This window comes from Butyricicoccus sp. AM78-15b2TA (assembly GCF_027665985.1).
Classification (GTDB): domain Bacteria; phylum Bacillota; class Clostridia; order Oscillospirales; family Butyricicoccaceae; genus Agathobaculum; species Agathobaculum butyriciproducens.
On sequence record NZ_JAQEHY010000007.1, the window covers coordinates 11,935 to 28,033 of the forward strand.

14 protein-coding genes are annotated in these 16,099 nt (G+C 48.1%); 11 read left to right on the forward strand and 3 right to left on the reverse strand.

Going from position 1 to position 16,099, the window contains the following annotated elements; genetic code table 11:
* Positions 1–28 precede the first annotated feature (28 nt).
* The 7 genes from PGS25_RS08295 to PGS25_RS08325 all read left to right on the forward strand — a co-directional run bounded on the left by PGS25_RS08295 (position 29) and on the right by PGS25_RS08325 (position 8,197).
* Positions 29–2,608 (forward strand): heavy metal translocating P-type ATPase, encoded by a 2,580-nt coding sequence (locus tag PGS25_RS08295; RefSeq protein ID WP_270418264.1) that lies wholly within the window; start codon positions 29–31, stop codon positions 2,606–2,608.
* A gap of 10 nt (positions 2,609–2,618) precedes the next feature.
* On the forward strand, positions 2,619–2,882 hold the full coding sequence (locus PGS25_RS08300) for a metal-sensing transcriptional repressor (protein ID WP_044912385.1): 264 nt from the start codon (positions 2,619–2,621) through the stop codon (positions 2,880–2,882).
* 207 nt (positions 2,883–3,089) lie between these two features.
* Entirely contained in the window at positions 3,090–4,463 is a 1,374-nt protein-coding gene (locus tag PGS25_RS08305; protein ID WP_025580749.1) for an MATE family efflux transporter, read from the forward strand.
* Positions 4,464–4,476: 13 nt separating this feature from the next.
* Positions 4,477–4,692 carry a FeoA family protein gene (locus PGS25_RS08310; protein ID WP_002576189.1) on the forward strand — a complete coding sequence of 72 codons (216 nt, stop codon included), beginning with the start codon at positions 4,477–4,479 and terminating at the stop codon, positions 4,690–4,692.
* 6 nt (positions 4,693–4,698) lie between these two features.
* On the forward strand, positions 4,699–6,738 hold the full coding sequence (gene feoB, locus PGS25_RS08315; protein WP_005342311.1) for a ferrous iron transport protein B: 2,040 nt from the start codon (positions 4,699–4,701) through the stop codon (positions 6,736–6,738).
* 140 nt (positions 6,739–6,878) lie between these two features.
* Positions 6,879–7,022 (forward strand): FeoB-associated Cys-rich membrane protein, encoded by a 144-nt coding sequence (locus PGS25_RS08320; RefSeq protein ID WP_118720337.1) that lies wholly within the window; start codon positions 6,879–6,881, stop codon positions 7,020–7,022.
* A gap of 137 nt (positions 7,023–7,159) precedes the next feature.
* Entirely contained in the window at positions 7,160–8,197 is a 1,038-nt protein-coding gene (locus tag PGS25_RS08325) for a helix-turn-helix domain-containing protein (RefSeq protein WP_002576187.1), read from the forward strand.
* Between the two features lie 79 nt (positions 8,198–8,276).
* Here the strand turns inward: PGS25_RS08325 and PGS25_RS08330 are convergent, their stop codons facing one another.
* The gene (locus PGS25_RS08330; protein WP_002576186.1) at positions 8,277–8,645 is read right to left on the reverse strand and encodes a helix-turn-helix domain-containing protein; all 369 of its coding nucleotides are present in this window, start codon (positions 8,643–8,645) and stop codon (positions 8,277–8,279) included.
* Positions 8,646–9,135: 490 nt separating this feature from the next.
* On the opposite strand from PGS25_RS08330, the gene PGS25_RS08335 reads away from it, so the two are divergent.
* The 4 genes from PGS25_RS08335 to PGS25_RS08350 all read left to right on the forward strand — a co-directional run bounded on the left by PGS25_RS08335 (position 9,136) and on the right by PGS25_RS08350 (position 12,643).
* Positions 9,136–9,561, forward strand: coding sequence for a sigma factor-like helix-turn-helix DNA-binding protein (locus PGS25_RS08335; RefSeq protein WP_025491709.1), 426 nt, complete (start codon positions 9,136–9,138; stop codon positions 9,559–9,561).
* Positions 9,562–10,046: 485 nt separating this feature from the next.
* Entirely contained in the window at positions 10,047–10,397 is a 351-nt protein-coding gene (locus tag PGS25_RS08340; protein WP_002576184.1) for a type II toxin-antitoxin system PemK/MazF family toxin, read from the forward strand.
* 79 nt (positions 10,398–10,476) lie between these two features.
* A complete protein-coding gene (locus PGS25_RS08345) occupies positions 10,477–10,638 on the forward strand; it encodes a hypothetical protein (RefSeq protein WP_004797315.1) in 162 nt (53 codons plus the stop codon).
* A 55-nt stretch (positions 10,639–10,693) separates the two neighbouring features.
* On the forward strand, positions 10,694–12,643 hold the full coding sequence (locus PGS25_RS08350; protein WP_270418267.1) for a recombinase family protein: 1,950 nt from the start codon (positions 10,694–10,696) through the stop codon (positions 12,641–12,643).
* Positions 12,644–12,732: 89 nt separating this feature from the next.
* Here the strand turns inward: PGS25_RS08350 and PGS25_RS08355 are convergent, their stop codons facing one another.
* Entirely contained in the window at positions 12,733–15,378 is a 2,646-nt protein-coding gene (locus PGS25_RS08355) for an ABC transporter permease (protein WP_270418268.1), read from the reverse strand.
* Positions 15,379–15,393: 15 nt separating this feature from the next.
* A complete protein-coding gene (locus PGS25_RS08360) occupies positions 15,394–16,065 on the reverse strand; it encodes an ABC transporter ATP-binding protein (protein WP_006858253.1) in 672 nt (223 codons plus the stop codon).
* Positions 16,066–16,099: the final 34 nt, after the last annotated feature.

A 16,099-nucleotide genomic window follows, 5' to 3' on the forward strand; every position in this document is an offset into this window, starting at 1 on the left:
TCGCACAAATCTTTATAAGAAAGAAGGGATGATTTTGCAAAAGGAGCAATTTGACATTACGGGTATGACTTGCTCGGCCTGCTCTACCAGAGTGGAAAAGAGCGTGGCAAAGCTACCTGGCATCAAAGAAGTGTCCGTCAACCTGTTAAAAAACAGCATGGTTGCTTCTTATGATGAATCCGTTTTGGATACGGCGGGAATCGTCCAGGCCGTTGAAAAGGCCGGTTATGGCGCGATTCCCAAAGCCTCCGCACAAAACAAGAGCCGCACGACCACACCGGCAGCAAAACCGGAGGTCAGTACGGCGCAGGTAGAATACAAGCAGATGAAACAGCGGCTGCTGCTTTCTGCCCTTTTTACGATCCCACTGTTTTATATTTCTATGGGTCACATGATGGGGTGGCCGCTCCCCAGCTCCTTGCTGGGGATGGAAAATGCAATCAGCTTTGCATTTACCCAATTCCTGCTGCTGATCCCGGTGGTGTTCATCAACTTCAAATATTACCGGATGGGCTTCAAGACCCTGTTCCACGGCTCGCCTAACATGGATTCGCTGATTGCGATAGGCTCCAGCGCCGCAATCGTTTATGGCATTTACGCCATTTACAAAATCGGCATCGGATTCGGTCATGGGGATATGGCTACGGTTCACAGCTTTATGATGGATTTGTATTTTGAATCCGCAGGCATGATTCTGACCCTTATCACCTTGGGCAAAACCCTGGAGGCCCGCGCAAAGGGTAAGACTTCGGATGCAATTACAAAGCTGATGAATCTGGCTCCCAAAACAGCTACCGTGGAGCGGGATGGAAAAGAGCTTCAGGTGCCTGTGGAAGAAGTGCAGTTGGGCGAAACCCTGATTGTCAAGGCCGGTGAGTCTGTGCCGGTGGATGGTATTGTCATCGAGGGCTTTTCCTCCGTTGATGAATCTGCCCTGACCGGCGAGAGCATCCCCGTGGAGAAGCATATTGGGGACAAAGTGATCGGCGCGACCACAAGTAAGTCCGGCTATTTCAAGATGCAGGCCACCAAGGTGGGCGATGATACCACGCTGGCACAGATCGTCCGTCTGGTGGATGAAGCGACCAGCTCCAAGGCCCCTATTGCGAAACTGGCTGATAAGGTCAGCGGCGTGTTTGTTCCGGTGGTTATCAGCATCGCGCTGATTGCAGTCATTGTCTGGCTGCTGTTGGGATATGGCTTTGAATTTGCCCTATCTATCGGCATTTCTGTCCTGGTCATTTCCTGTCCCTGTGCGCTGGGCCTTGCAACGCCTACGGCCATTATGGTCGGAACCGGCAAGGGCGCAAGCAACGGTATCCTGATTAAATCGGCGGAGGCCCTGGAAACGGCCCATAACATTGATACGGTTGTGCTGGATAAGACCGGCACGATTACCCAGGGTACGCCCGTGGTGACAAATATGCTCTGCAAAGAGGGTGTTCCACAAAAGGAGATGCTGCAAATCGCTGCTTCGCTGGAAAAGCTGTCCGAGCATCCGCTGGCGGACGCGATTGTGGCAGAGGCCGAAAAAGCACAACTTTCCTTCCTCCCGGTGGATGATTTCAAGCAGATTCCCGGTCAGGGCCTTGTGGGTCAGATCGGAAACGAAACGTGCCTTGCCGGAAACCGCCGACTGATGGTGGCAAATGGCATCAATGGCGGCGCACTCCTTCAGTTGGGCGAGGAAATGGCGGTTGACGGGAAAACACCTCTGTTCTTTGCCCGTGGCGGTCAGCTTATTGGTGTCATTGCCGTGGCGGATGTAGTTAAGCCCACCAGCAAGCAGGCCATAGCGGAATTGACCGGCATGGGCATTGAGGTGGTCATGCTGACCGGCGACAATGCAAAGACCGCAGAAGCGATTCGGCGTCAGGTCGGCGTGGATCGTGTTGTGGCAGAGGTATTCCCCCAGGACAAGGAGAAGGAAATCCGTCGTTTGCAGAGCGTCGGTAAGAAGGTGGCGATGGTCGGTGACGGTATCAACGATGCTCCGGCCCTTGCCAGAGCGGATGTTGGTATCGCTATCGGGGCCGGAACGGATGTGGCGATTGAGTCAGCGGACATTGTTTTGATGAAAAGCGATCTGCTGGATGTGTCCACGGCAATCCAGCTTAGTAAGGCGGTTATCCGCAACATCAAGCAAAATCTGTTCTGGGCGTTTATCTACAACATCATCGGTATTCCGGTGGCGGCAGGCGTATTCTATCTTCCCTTTGCATGGAAGCTGAACCCCATGATCGGCGCTTTTGCTATGAGTTTCAGTTCGGTATTCGTGGTGTCCAATGCCCTGCGTCTGCGGTGGTTCAAGGCGAGGCATCAGGCCAATACAGAACGGGATTCAGTCCCTATGTATGAACAAACAACGATTAAACAAGAACGAAAAGGAGCAATTCACATGGAAAAAGTATTGAACATCGAAGGAATGGTTTGCGGAATGTGTGTAAAACACGTTGATAAGGCGCTGCGGGACATCCAGGGCATCAAGGATGTGGATGTTTCCCTGGAGAGTAAGTCGGCCCAGGTGCAGCTTGACCAGGATGTGCCGGATGCTGTGCTGAAAGCTGCTATCGAGGACGCTGGCTATCAGCTCGTCAGTATCCAGTAACGGGCCGTTTATGAAGGCCAAGAAAGGCGATATTGTTCACAAGCTAAAAATCGCCAGAGGACAGTTAGACGGTATCCTGCAAATGGTTGAGGAAAATCGCTATTGCGTGGATATTTCCAATCAGCTTCTTGCTACGCAGGCGTTATTAAAAAGCGCCAATCAGCAGATTTTGCAAGCCCATATACGAAGCTGCGTCCGGGATGCCCTGCAAACGGACGCTGTAAATCCAAAACTGGAAGAAGCCCTGAAACTACTGGAAAAAATGATACAGTAACAACGGGAGCGGAAAGGGCCTTATGTCCTTTCCGCTCCTAAATTCGTTTCAGATTGGATTGTAAATCCTGCGGTTGGGAGCGTACAAAGAAGCCCGGATTTTATATACTTTAAGTGGTTAGTTAGATATGGCTAATCCAGCAAGGCACGTCACTGGCGCGCTTTGCTGGATACCTCGAAATTAAAATAGACCAGGAGGAATAGAGTGATGAAACAGGCACTTGACACAAGAACAAAGCTCTTAACAAAAAGCCCCTGGCCGCTGATGATTGAACTTAGCATCCCTGCGGTTCTTGGCATGGTGGTCGTTGGGCTTTATAACATGATGGATTCCATCTTTGTCGGCCAGATGGTCGGTGACGTGCAGATGGGAGCCATATCGGTATCCTATCCCTTGACGCTTATCAATGCCGGTTCAGCGGCCATGCTGGGCGTGGGTTCTGCATCGGTACTGTCCCGCGCTATCGGCAAGAAGGATGAAAACACAATTAAGAAGATCATGGGCAACCTGGTTGCTATGGTTCTTCTGCTGTCCGTTATCTATACAGTGGTAGGCATGGTGTTCACCCGCCAGCTTTTGTCCCTGACCGGAGCCAGCGACAACATTTTGAATTATGCGGAAAAATATCTACGGATTATCTTTGCCGGTTCCTTGTTTGTAAACTTTTTTCAAAGTGCAAACATGGTCATTCGCGGAGAAGGCCAGCTTAAAAAGGCAATGACGATTATTGCCAGCGGCGCTATTTTGAATATTATTCTTGACCCTATTTTTATCAGTATCCTGAATCCCTACGGTATGGGCATTGAGGCGGCTGCTTATGCAACGATTTTCTCCCAGTTTGTCCAGGCTGCAATTACGCTGTGGTATTTCAAGAAAAAAAGTCCTCATGTGAAGATTGGGCGCATCCGCATTGACGGAGAACTGCTTCCCCAGGTTCTTTCTGTCGGGGTATCTGCTCTGTTGATGCAGATTCTGACCTTGGTACAGCAGACAGTGATCTATCGTGTGGCATCGAACTATGGCGGGGAAACTTCACAGCTTCTTTTAGGTGCGGCGCTCCGCTTCTGGAATTTCTCTTTCGTTCCTCTGTGGGGGATCAGTCAGGGATTCCAGCCTGCCGCCGGTACAAACTATGGTGCAAAGGACTATGACCGGGTAAAGACGCTGACCAGGGTTTTTATTACTGCTGCAACGCTGCTGTCGCTGGTGTTCTATATTCCTGCCGAGCTGTTTCCAGAGAAGATTTTATCCATGTTCCTGACAACGCCGGGTATCGCGGCATCGGGTGCAACCAACTTCCGTATCATGTTCAGCACTTATGTCCTGCAAGGCAGCTTTATGATTGCCGTAACCCTGTTCCAGTCTTTGGGCAAGGCGAAAAAGGCAACTTGGCTGGTGCTGTTCCGCCAGATCATTCTGTTTATTCCTCTCTGCGTGGTTCTTCCGATGATCGGCGGCATGGGTATTCGTGGCGTATGGCTGGCGATTGCTCTGACAGATGCAATTCTGGTGGTTATTACCGTTTCTATGATGCTTTATGAGTTTGGCAAGCTGCCGGAGACTTCTTCCGTAAATCGGTGAGGAGGGAGCGTTCATGTATCTTTGCGATGGAAAAATAGGAAATGAATATAAAGTTGAGGATATTGATCTGCCTGTCAATATAGAAAAGCGTTTGGAGGCCCTTGGGATGACCCGTGGAACCTCTATCGCTGTTCTGAACAGCAAAAGTCGGGGTGTCCTGATTGTGAAAGTCAGGGGAACACGCTTTGCACTTGGGCGCAATATCACAAAGAATATTTTAGTGGGGTAAATTCCGATGAGAGAAAATTTGACTATCGGCTTCATCGGAAATCCGAACTGCGGAAAGACAACACTTTTCAATGCTTACACCGGTGCAAATCTGAAAGTGGCAAACTGGCCAGGTGTAACCGTTGAGAAAGTAGAGGGTGCCATTAAAGACCATGATCTGAATATTCGACTGGTCGATCTTCCTGGCACTTACAGCCTGACCTCCTACACAATGGAAGAACAGGTATCCAGACAGTTTATACTAAGCGATGAAGTCGATGTGATTATTGATGTTGCGGACGCTTCCGCTCTGGAGCGAAACCTATACTTAACTTTGCAGCTTTTGGAGCTGGGCAAGCCGGTTGTGCTGGCGCTGAACATGATGGACATTGTGGAAAAGCGCGGCATGGAGATTGACACACACAGACTGCCGGAAATGCTGGGCATCCCGGTCATTCCAGTTTCAGCCAGAAAACGGACAGGACTGGATGTGCTGCTTCATGCAGCCGCGCACCATAAAGACTGTAAAGATCCGGAGTGTCTGATTCATCATCATAAATATACTCCAAAACACCGGCACGACCACCATTCAGAATACGCAATGGTTTACAGTGATGCTATTGAGGACAAGATTGATCTTATCATGGCAGAGCTGAAGCGGAAATATCCGAACCTGTCCAATTACCGCTGGCACGCCATTAAGCTGCTGGAGCAGGATAAGGAAATCTCTGCACGTTATCCGGTCAATATGCCGGATGTGATCGACCGGAACTATGAATCCGACATTATCAATGAGAAGTATGATTTTATTGAGGAAATCATCAGGGAGGTTCTGGTCAATAAGGATCGTCAAGACGCTTTGACGGAAAAGGCAGACCGTGTATTGACGCATAAGTTTTGGAGCATCCCGATTTTCCTCGTTGTCATGGCGGCGGTGTTCTTCCTGACCTTTACCATTGGCGATTGGCTGAAAGGATTCCTAGAATTAGGAATTGAAAGCCTGTCGGCATTGATAAGCGATGGACTGATTGCTGTCGGGGTCAATGAAGTGCTGCGCTCCCTGTTGGTAGACGGCATCATCGCCGGTGTGGGCGGTATCCTGACTTTCCTGCCGAACATTTTCATTCTGTTTCTGGCATTGGCTTTTCTGGAGGACAGCGGATATATGGCCCGTGTTGCGTATGTCATGGAAGGGATTATGAGCAAGCTGGGACTTTCCGGACGGGCATTTATCCCCATGATTTTGGGATTTGGTTGCACTGTTCCGGCAATCATGGCTTCACGGTCTTTGGAAAACCGGCGTGACCGTTTTAAGGTCATGTTGATTACGCCCTTTATGAGTTGCAGCGCCCGTCTGCCAATCTACATCTTGTTTGCCGAGATGTTCTTTCAGGAACGCGCCATGCTCGTGGCCTATTCCATGTACCTGATCGGCCTGGTGGTCGCTATCCTGGTAGCGGCGATCATCCATTTGATTGACCGGAGAAAATCGGAAAATTATCTGCTGATTGAGCTGCCGGAATATAAGGCCCCCAGCGCCAGAACTGTGGCAATCTATGTATGGGAAAAGGTAAAGGACTACCTTACCAAAGCAGGTACTACCATCTTTGTAGCATCTATCCTCATGTGGGTGATCCTGAACTTTGGGCCGCATGGCTATACTACGGAAATGGCAGACAGCTTCGGGTCTATCCTGGGCCATTGGCTTGTACCGATCTTTGCACCGATTGGACTGGGATTCTGGCAGATAGCGGTTGCTCTGATTGCTGGCATCTCTGCAAAAGAGGTTGTGGTGTCCAGTTGTGCCGTTCTGTTTGGGATTCCCAATATCAACTCCGGCGCGGGAATGGATACATTGGTCGGCATCCTGGGTGCAGCCGGTTTTGGACAGCTCAATGCGTTTTGCCTGATGATTTTCTGCCTGCTTTACGTTCCCTGTGCAGCGGCCCTAGCTACAATTCGCAAGGAATCCGGCAGTACAAGGTGGATGCTGTTCTCGGCCCTGTTCCAGTTGGTTGTGGCCTGGGCTGTTACTTTTGTGGTTTATCGTGTTGGACTTTTGCTGTGAGGTATGAATATGACGTTTGGAAAAGTGCTTCGTTCAGCGGCCATTTTATCAGTGGTCGCATTTGGACTTTGGATTTTGAAAAGAGGATCGGAGACCCAAAGCTAATAAGTTGTGAGTTTCCAGTCAGAAAGGAGTTTTAGATGCTTGTTACTGGTATAATCCTTATCGGGATTGTTTTCTATGCAATATGGGCTGTGCGAAAAATCCATAAGAACCGCAAAAATGGTTCTTGTTGTAGCGGCAGTTGTTCCGGTTGTGTAGGAAAGGAATGTTGCAGCAAATAAAATCCCGCATATAGCCGATGTTTTCCGTTTTGGAGGGCATCGGCTTTTTCGTATATTTGCACATTCGGCAGGGCTGCACTATAATAGAATTTGCTTTCTGATTGGATTGCACATCCTGCCGATTGGAGCGGTATAAAATGAGAAAAAACTATATAATAAAAGACGCCAGGAGAATCCTGGCAGAACAAATACGAGATAACGGAATGAATACTATGAACAAAAACCCTATCACCAATGCTACGGGGTTATCTGCGATTATTCCAAAAGATAATGACGGATATTGCACCGTCTATAAAATGGACTGTGAGGATGGCCTGGGGCTTATGACAGTCTATCAGGTTTATCCCGGTATCCAGCTTATTTACAATGATTTTGAAGCAACGAGTTGTTATTGGGACGGAACCATTGATAAGAATGTGCTGGAGATCAATCATTGCCGGGAAGGGCGTGAAGGGAGCGTATTGCAAAGCGGTTCCTGCCTGTACCTCGGAGAAGGGGATCTTTCCATTCATACAATGGATAACTGTGCTTCTGAAATGGCCTTTCCTTTGAGACATTATCGCGGAATCTCAGTAGTGCTTGATCTGGAGCTGGTTTCTCAAAATCCGCCTGGAATCCTCGCCGAGAGCGGTATTGGTATTGCAGATTTCAAAAACAAATTTTGTGCCGATGGCGCATGCTTTGTCATGCGGGCCAAGGATGAGATTGAGCATATCTTTTCTGAACTGTATTCCGTACCGGATCGCCTGCAAAAGCCATACTTCATGCTGAAGGTGCAGGAGCTTCTCTTATTCTTGTGTATGGTGGATGTAAATAAAGAAAAGCAGCGAGAGTTATATACTTCTCCCCAGGTGGAGATTGTACGGGACATTCACAAGCGGCTTATCTCCAACTTGCAGGAACGGCCAACGATTGAGGAACTTTCCAAAGAGTATCTTATCAATACGGCAACCTTAAAGGATACGTTCAAGGGAGTTTATGGACAGCCCATTGGAACCTATATGAAAGTGTACCGCATGAAACAGGCCGCTGCTCTGCTTCGCCAGACACAGGCAACCATAGCAGAAATTGCCAGCCAGGTTGGATATGAGAATCAGAGTAAATTTGCAACAGCATTTCGAGATGTCATGAAGATTGCACCGGCTGAATACCGGAAACAAAATAGTGGCGATTGATTGGGCTAGGAAAATTTACGTCTACTGCCGGAGGCAAAATAAAACCAGCAGAAACAAATTGCATTTTGCCCTGCTGGTTTTATTCATAATTTTGCGGATCGGAGGATTTGTAACGTCGGCTGATAAACTGCTCCGCCATACAATCCAGTGTTTTCAAGATAATCTGCCGCTCATCCTCGGTACAGGCCAGAAACTTTCCCATGAAATGCTGTACTTGCTTTTCCTGTTCCGAAGCGTCAGGATAAAACAGCTCATTAGCAGAAATGCCTAATCGCTTGATAAAGGATGCCAGTACATCGTAAGACGGATTTTTCCTGCCCTTTTCAATGTCCTGGAGATGACGAAGCCCTCTGCCGGTTTGATCCGCAAGCTCCTGTTGGGTCAGTCCACATTCTTCTCTTGCATCTCTGAGGCACTGTCCCAAATACACAAATACATCTTCCGGCATGATTGTTCACCTCTATTACATTCTATCGTGCGTAAGAGGAAGTTACCATAACCCAATCACGCGTATTGATATGTGTTTATCATGCACCTTTGAAAGATAAAATATACATAAAAGCCCTGACGGGAGGCCAATAAAAAAAACGGCCTTTCACGGCAGGGCATATTTCCATTACCGCCCGTGACTGCCGTTTGAGGAGTCTACGATGGGCGGTTATTTATTTCAGCAGAATTATGGTTTTCAGGTAGGTGATTACCTAAAAAAATCAATGACCTACCAAAGAGAAATTATACACACGGACACGCGCAATCAAGCGTAAATAATCCGCACAATCGTACAACATATTATACAAAATGCGTCAGACAGCTATTAAGGCCGTCTGACGTTTTTCTTTGTCGATTTTACGGGAATTTTCCCGAACATCCCCGGTGTCGCTCTCCGCCATAGCCATTTCGGTTGCCCTTTGTCCCTAACAACTGAAATGGAGGAAATTATGACCAAGATCAATCTGCGGGAGCAGTATCCCGATTTTTATAAGACCGATTACATTATTGAGGTTCCTGATGAAGTAGCCGCTGTTATGAAAGAGCATGACCGCCTGGAGGCCGCATACCGCCGCCGTACATATTACCACAAGGCGCATTATTCTCTGGATCGCGGAGACGGAATTGAGTATGATGCCCTTTTCGTTTCCATGACCCCTTGTGAGCTGTATGAGCGCAAAGTGACGATGGAGCAGCTTCACGCTGCGATTGCCGCTCTGCCGGACAAGCAGGCCAAGCGCATCTATGCTTACTACTTCCTGGGACTGACAGAATCAGCGATTGCCAAGAGCGAAGGAGTCAGCGTTGCATCGGTCAGCGAATCTATCCAGCGCGGCCTTCGGAACATGGAGACTTTCCTTAAAAATCGTCTGTAACGCCCCTGAAAGAAAGGCTCAAAGCCTCACGGTTATTAGAAGGACACGCTATCCTCGTGACCTCAAGATCTTTGAAAACTGAATAGACAGCACAACAGGTACATAACTCATGTACGAGCGAATGTGAAACGCCGCGAAGATGGAGCAGTCAGGGAGGTGATGAAAGAACTGCTTCGGAGCGATCTACGATTTCATAAAACGGATTGTGGCAGATCCGGCGCGATGACTGCATGGGGGCTTAAAGATACTTCCTCACGGCCCGCCAAAGACTTGGGGGGAACCCTGTGGCACACGATACGAACGATGCTGCGGAGTTATGACAGCCGCGCCAGCGGAGACCTGTTGTGTTCCCATCGTCAGGGGGCGTGGCAAATATGACGAGTAATCCGAACAGAATAACAGTAGCCGCACCAGGTTTTTATCCGAAGATTTCTTTCAGACTGGTGCGGCTGTTTAAGTATTAAGATATTAAGGAGGCGAGAGTGATGTTTGAAAAATTCCATCGAGGTGACATATATTCGGCTGATTTAAGCCCTGGTATCGGCTCTGAACAAAGTGGCTCTCGTCCTGTACTTATTCTTCAAAACAATGTGGGAAATTGTTTCAGTCCTACGATTATTATTGCAGCAATTACCAGTGTAAGCAAAAAAAGCAGAAAGTTCCCCACGCATTACCACTTAAATGACAGATGCGGTTTGGTGAAACCATCTGTTGTTATGCTGGAACAGATCAGAACAATCGACAAGTCGAGGTTAAAAAACTATATTGGTCATCTAAACAAGGATGACATGGAAAACATAAACAAGACGCTCTTGTGCAGTCTGGGGATTACATAAAGGTGCCGAAAGGCCGTATCATTTTCAGGCTGTGCAAGTAGAGTTATAATTTCGTTAGGAATTGCGGAGGTGATTCTGAATGGAGAATATCCAGAATAAAAGCGCATTGATTCCTTCAGATGAAATCCGGTCAGAAGAACTTCTGGCGGAACAAAAATTTGAAGCGTTTATCACTTCGCTGGCACATATCATCGAGAAATATGGTATGAGAGTGCTGGGCGAGGTTGACGGAGCTGCGTGAGAATCGCAGCTTTACATAGGATATTTTCCAAAAGTAAATTTTGGAGGTATGAATTATGAACCGATATGGAAAACGCTGTGTTTTGTATCCGAGGGTCAGCACAGAGATGCAAGTGGACGGATACAGCCTGGAAGGTCAAAAAAATATGCTGACACGATTTGCGGATCGTGAGGAAATGATCGTTGTTGATACTTATGAAGATGCCGGTAAATCCGGTAAATCCATTGAGGGACGGCCTGCCTTTCAAAAAATGCTCAGAGATATTGAGGATGGCTTGGACATTGACTATATTTTAGTGTATAAGCTGTCACGGTTTGGCCGTAATGCAGCAGATATACTTAACTCTTTGGAGTTGGTTCAATCTTATGGTGTAAATCTGATTTGCATAGAAGAAGGGATTGATTCCTCTCAGACAAGCGGAAAACTTTTGATTTCTGTACTATCTGCTGTGGCTGAGATTGAGCGTGAGAATATTATCGAGCAGACGATGAACGGGCGGCGCGAAAAGGCACGGCAGGGTGGATGGAATGGTGGCTTTGCTCCCTACGGGTATACACTGGAAGATAACAAGCTGATGATTGAAGAAACAGAGGCTGTGGCAATACGGAAGATTTTTGAATTATATACTTCATCGGAAATCGGTTTGGGTGGTATTGCGAATCAGTTGAACTTACAAGGTATACGGAAAATTCCGAGGCAGAATGGCACATTAGAGGATTGGACAGGACATTTTATTAAACTGATATTGGATAACCCGGTTTATTGCGGTAAAATTGCCTATGGACGGAGAACGAAGGAAAAAGTCAAAGGCACAAAAAACGATTACCAGATGAAAAGAAATGACGATTACATTCTGACAGAGGGACAGCATAAAGGAATCGTTAGTGAGGAGGTATGGGAAAAGGCTCATGCCAAGCGTCTTAGAACCGGAGTAAAGCAACCGTCAAAAATTGGGCGGGATCGAGTTCATTTGTTATCAGGTCTGCTGAAATGCCCGGTTTGTGGAAGTCCCATGTATACGAATAAACACGCATGGACAAATAAAGATGGCACTTACAAAGAAATTTACTATTATGTATGTAGTCGGAATAGGATGGTCCGGGGTAAGCATTGTGAATATAAGGCGATGCTGAAAAAGACCGATATTGAACCGATGGTCATTGAGGCAATTCGTGAGATCGTAAGGAATGAGGAATATGCCCAAGCTATTAAAAAACGGATTGGCGTTCAGATTGACACGAAAGCAGTGGATAAAGAACTGAAGGGCTATCAGGCAAAGCTGAAGGAAGTTGATCTGAATAAAACAAGATTGGAACGGGAAATTGACAGTCTCCCTGCTGATGCAAAATATCGGGAACGAAAGCTCCATGATATGACCTTGCGGTTAGATTCCCTATATGATGTCATTGTTGAGCTGGAGGAAAAAATCGAAGATGCCAGACTTCGGCGAGATGCAATTAAGCAGCAGGCAATTACTCTTGAGAATATTTACAAAATCATGGTGAATTTCGACTGCGTTTATAATATAATAAATGACGAAGAAAAGAGAAATGTGGTCACAGCCTTGATTAAGGAAATTGAAATTTACAGGAATGACGAGTCTGAATATCCGCTAAAGCGGATTGGTCTGAATTTTCCGGTGTTCAAGGATGGCGGGGAAGTTACGGAGCTTTTGTGGGACAAAGGGAATACCGTTGAGACGGTTGTCTTGCTTTCCAAGGGTGAGGTCGACTCGAAAAAGATTCGGGTTGAGTTCTCTTTGGAAGATATGGATATGTCCGAATTTCAAGATGGGGCAACCTACACCCAGATTAAGGACTATGTGCTGGAGCATAGCGGGTTAAAGGTATCCAACCTGTATATCTCACAAATTAAGCGAAAATGTGGGATTGGGGTTGGTAAGAACTATAATTTGCCGAAGTCCGAGGATTCCAGACAGCCACAGTGCCCACTGGAAAAAGAGAAAGCAATCCGAGAAGCATTCAAATATTTTGGGATGATCTAACATCCCGCAGAATGGAGGAATATAAACCCTTAGATTAAATTTCAGCCCTCTGCCTTTTCATTGGCAGAGGGCCGTTTTTTGCTTAACAGTTATTGAGCATCCCTTAATTGCTCTACAACACTGCATTTTGCTGCGTTGTCATACATCATGCAAGGAATCAGCCACCCCAGCAGAAGAAATACCGGAATTGTCAGCAGGACAGGCAGAATGGTGAATCGATACTCAAAGAACCAGAACATACTGCCCAGCATTTTTCCCGCAAGAGGTCCCACCGCCAGCGACAGAATAAAGGCCGCCGCTACAGAAGACATTGCGTAGAACAACCCCTCGTAGATCAGCATGGTTTTGAGCTGCCGGTTTGTCATTCCTACAGCCTGAAGCACAGCAAATTCACGGCGGCGGGAAAGAATACCGGTCATCATGGCGTTGAAGAAATTTAAGAGTCCCACCAGCCCAATGATAGCACAGAGGATACCACCTATCAGAAGGAACATCTGCCGGAACTGAGCAAATTCAGAGCGAGCCGTGGCCTTGCTTTCATACATCAAGGGCGAAAACTCACCGGCAGTGAGCTTCGATAGATATTGCTCTGCTTCGGCCTCGTCCGCTTCGTCCGCTGTGTCGAACAGGTAGAGCAGCGGAATGGCCGCACCACCGCTGTCCCGCTGTGCGGTATCCACAGACAAAACTGTCTCATATCCAATACCACCATAACGATAACTCATGGAATACGGAAGCTCTACCAAGGCGCAGACCGTGTACGCTACATCTCTGGCTCCATACAGTTTTTCCTGAAGGTACTCCTCCGGTGTATCTTCGGTGCAGAGTTCCCCGGTGCGGCTGTCGATATATTTCACATCGTCCGCATAGGTAGCGGTGATCGTGTCTCCCACCTTGGGGTAGTATTCAAGATTGGGCAGATTACCGTAGTCATCTAAGGAAACCGCAATGGCAATGGCGTTATTGTCCGGCTCCAACATGGGAGAAATATCTCCGTCGAACACTTGCAGCTTGTCAAACAGACTGTTATCCAGAGCCTCAATTCTGGTCTTTCCCATCACCATATCGCCCCGGTGCTCCATGCGGCTCATATGGCTGTCCAACTGCTCAGCACTTTCGTACCTTGCATAGTCCTGCCGCAGAGCATCCTCCGTCATCCAAAGATATACGGGTTTTCGCACAGCATATCCCGTGCCGGAAAGACTGGACTTTGTGTTTGCTGCGATCTCTTCGATCTGTTCCGGCGTGATGAATTCATCTGCCGGGTTGTAACGGAAATAGTCGGGCGTGCTGACGATAAAATCGGCGCAGGTCATGAAGGATACATACTTCTCCATGCTGAAGCCGCCCACAAAGGCACACAGTGCATTGAACAGCGTCACCGACAGTGCCAGAGACACCACCACCAGCACCGTCTTTTTTTTGTTTCGTCCCAGATTGGCAAAGGCCATCTGATGGAGCTTCGCTCCCCGGGTGCTGCGCTGTTTTTTCTTGGTCTGCATCGCATCTGTATATTTGGTAGCCTCCACCGGAGAAACCCTGGCTGCCATTTTCCCGGGCTTGGAGCAGGACAAAAGCACCGTCAGCAGGGCAAACAGCACGGAGCCAACAAAGATCACAGGCGAAGTGCTGATGGTGGTGATGCCTGCATCCAACTGGGTGGAGCGCAAGACAACAGGCACCAGAACAGCGCCAATGCCATAGCCCAACAGCAGCCCCGCCGGAATGCCGATCAGACAAAGCAGAAGTGCCTGCTGGCGAATGATGCGTTTGAGCTGTCGGGGCGTTGTGCCAATGGTTTTCAGAAGCCCGTAAAACCGGATATCCCCCGCAACAGAGATCTGGAAAATGTTATAGATGATAAGATACCCGGTGAAAATCACCAGCAGCAAAAAAGCTGCTATGGCGATCACAAGTTCCGGATCGAGATGCGACTCCAGCTGGGATGAGGTATATCCCCAGTTGACGCCGATCCGGACGCTGTTGGGATCGGTATAGCTGTCCCATGTGTAGCCGAGATCGGTATCCACCTGCTCCATCTGCCCTTGAATGTTTGTACTGGAAGCCATCATGACATTCAAATCGGTGCGGAAAGGCTGTAAACCTGTTTTCACTGCCTGCGCTTCGATGTCATCTGCGTAATCACGGCTGATGTTGATGTAATGAACAGGCATTAGTTCATCATAGTCCCAATAGCCCACCAGCGTAAAGGTATCTGTTACAGTAAAGGCGGTTTGATCCTTGTCCGTAATGGAATAGGAAACCGTGACCTCGGCGCCCAGCTCCGGCGTTACGCCAAGCAGCTGCAACGCTGCCGTATCCATGGCTACCTCTTTGCCGCTTTCGGGCATCCGTCCGGTAGTAGGGGTTGCATAGCTCCATTTAGTGCAGTTGGCATCCATGTAGCTGATCTCTGCAGGGGTTTTGGAAAAGACACCCTCCGCAGTGATACCGATTACCTTCCGTACCCCCGCAGCCTTCACCTTTGGGTGGGCAGCGATACGTTCCGCCTGCTCGGGGGAAACATCCTTAAAGGTACCGTGTGCATAGCCACCTACCTGCCGAAACTGGTAGGTTTCATAACTGGCGTTCAACGACAAGACAATGGTGAACATGGACGTAAATAGCAGCGTTGTCAGTGCAATGGCAAAAATAGCGATCAGATTGCGGCGACGGTTCGCATAAAGAGATTTTAAGCTGAGCTTTCGAATACATTTTCTGTTTTTGACATTCATCGTAGCCACCTCCCGTTAGTTCTGGGAGACGATCCGACCATCTTCGATACGGATAATGCGGTCTGCCATCTGCGCAATTTCTTCGTTGTGAGTGATCATTACGATTGTCTGGGCGAACTTTTGACTGGTGACTTTCAAAAGGCTCAATACATCCTGGCTGGTTTTGGAATCCAGATTGCCGGTGGGTTCATCTGCCAGAATGATAGCGGGTGCTGCCGCCAGCGCACGGGCAATGGCTACTCGCTGCTGCTGACCGCCGGAGAGCTGATTGGGCAGGGCATCCAGACGATCATCCAGCCCAAGTGTCTGTACAATTTGCTGTACGAAATCCTTATTGACCTTGCCACCGTCCAGCTCAATGGGTAGAACAATATTTTCATACACATTCAGCACCGGAACAAGATTATATGCTTGGAACACAAAGCCGATTTTCCTGCGGCGGAAGATGGTCAGCGCTTCCTCCTTCAGGGAGAAAATATCCTGTCCGTCCACCATGACCGTGCCACTTGTAGGGCGATCCAGCCCGCCCAGCATGTGCAGCAGCGTGGATTTGCCGGAGCCGGATGTGCCGACAATTGCAACAAATTCGCCCTTCTTTACACTTAAATCAACTCCATCCAACGCATGAACTGCGTTATTGCCGGAGCCATAAATCTTTTTCAGGTTTTTTGCCTGTAAAACTTCCATAAATGAGTACCTCCATGAAAAAATCTGTATGTAT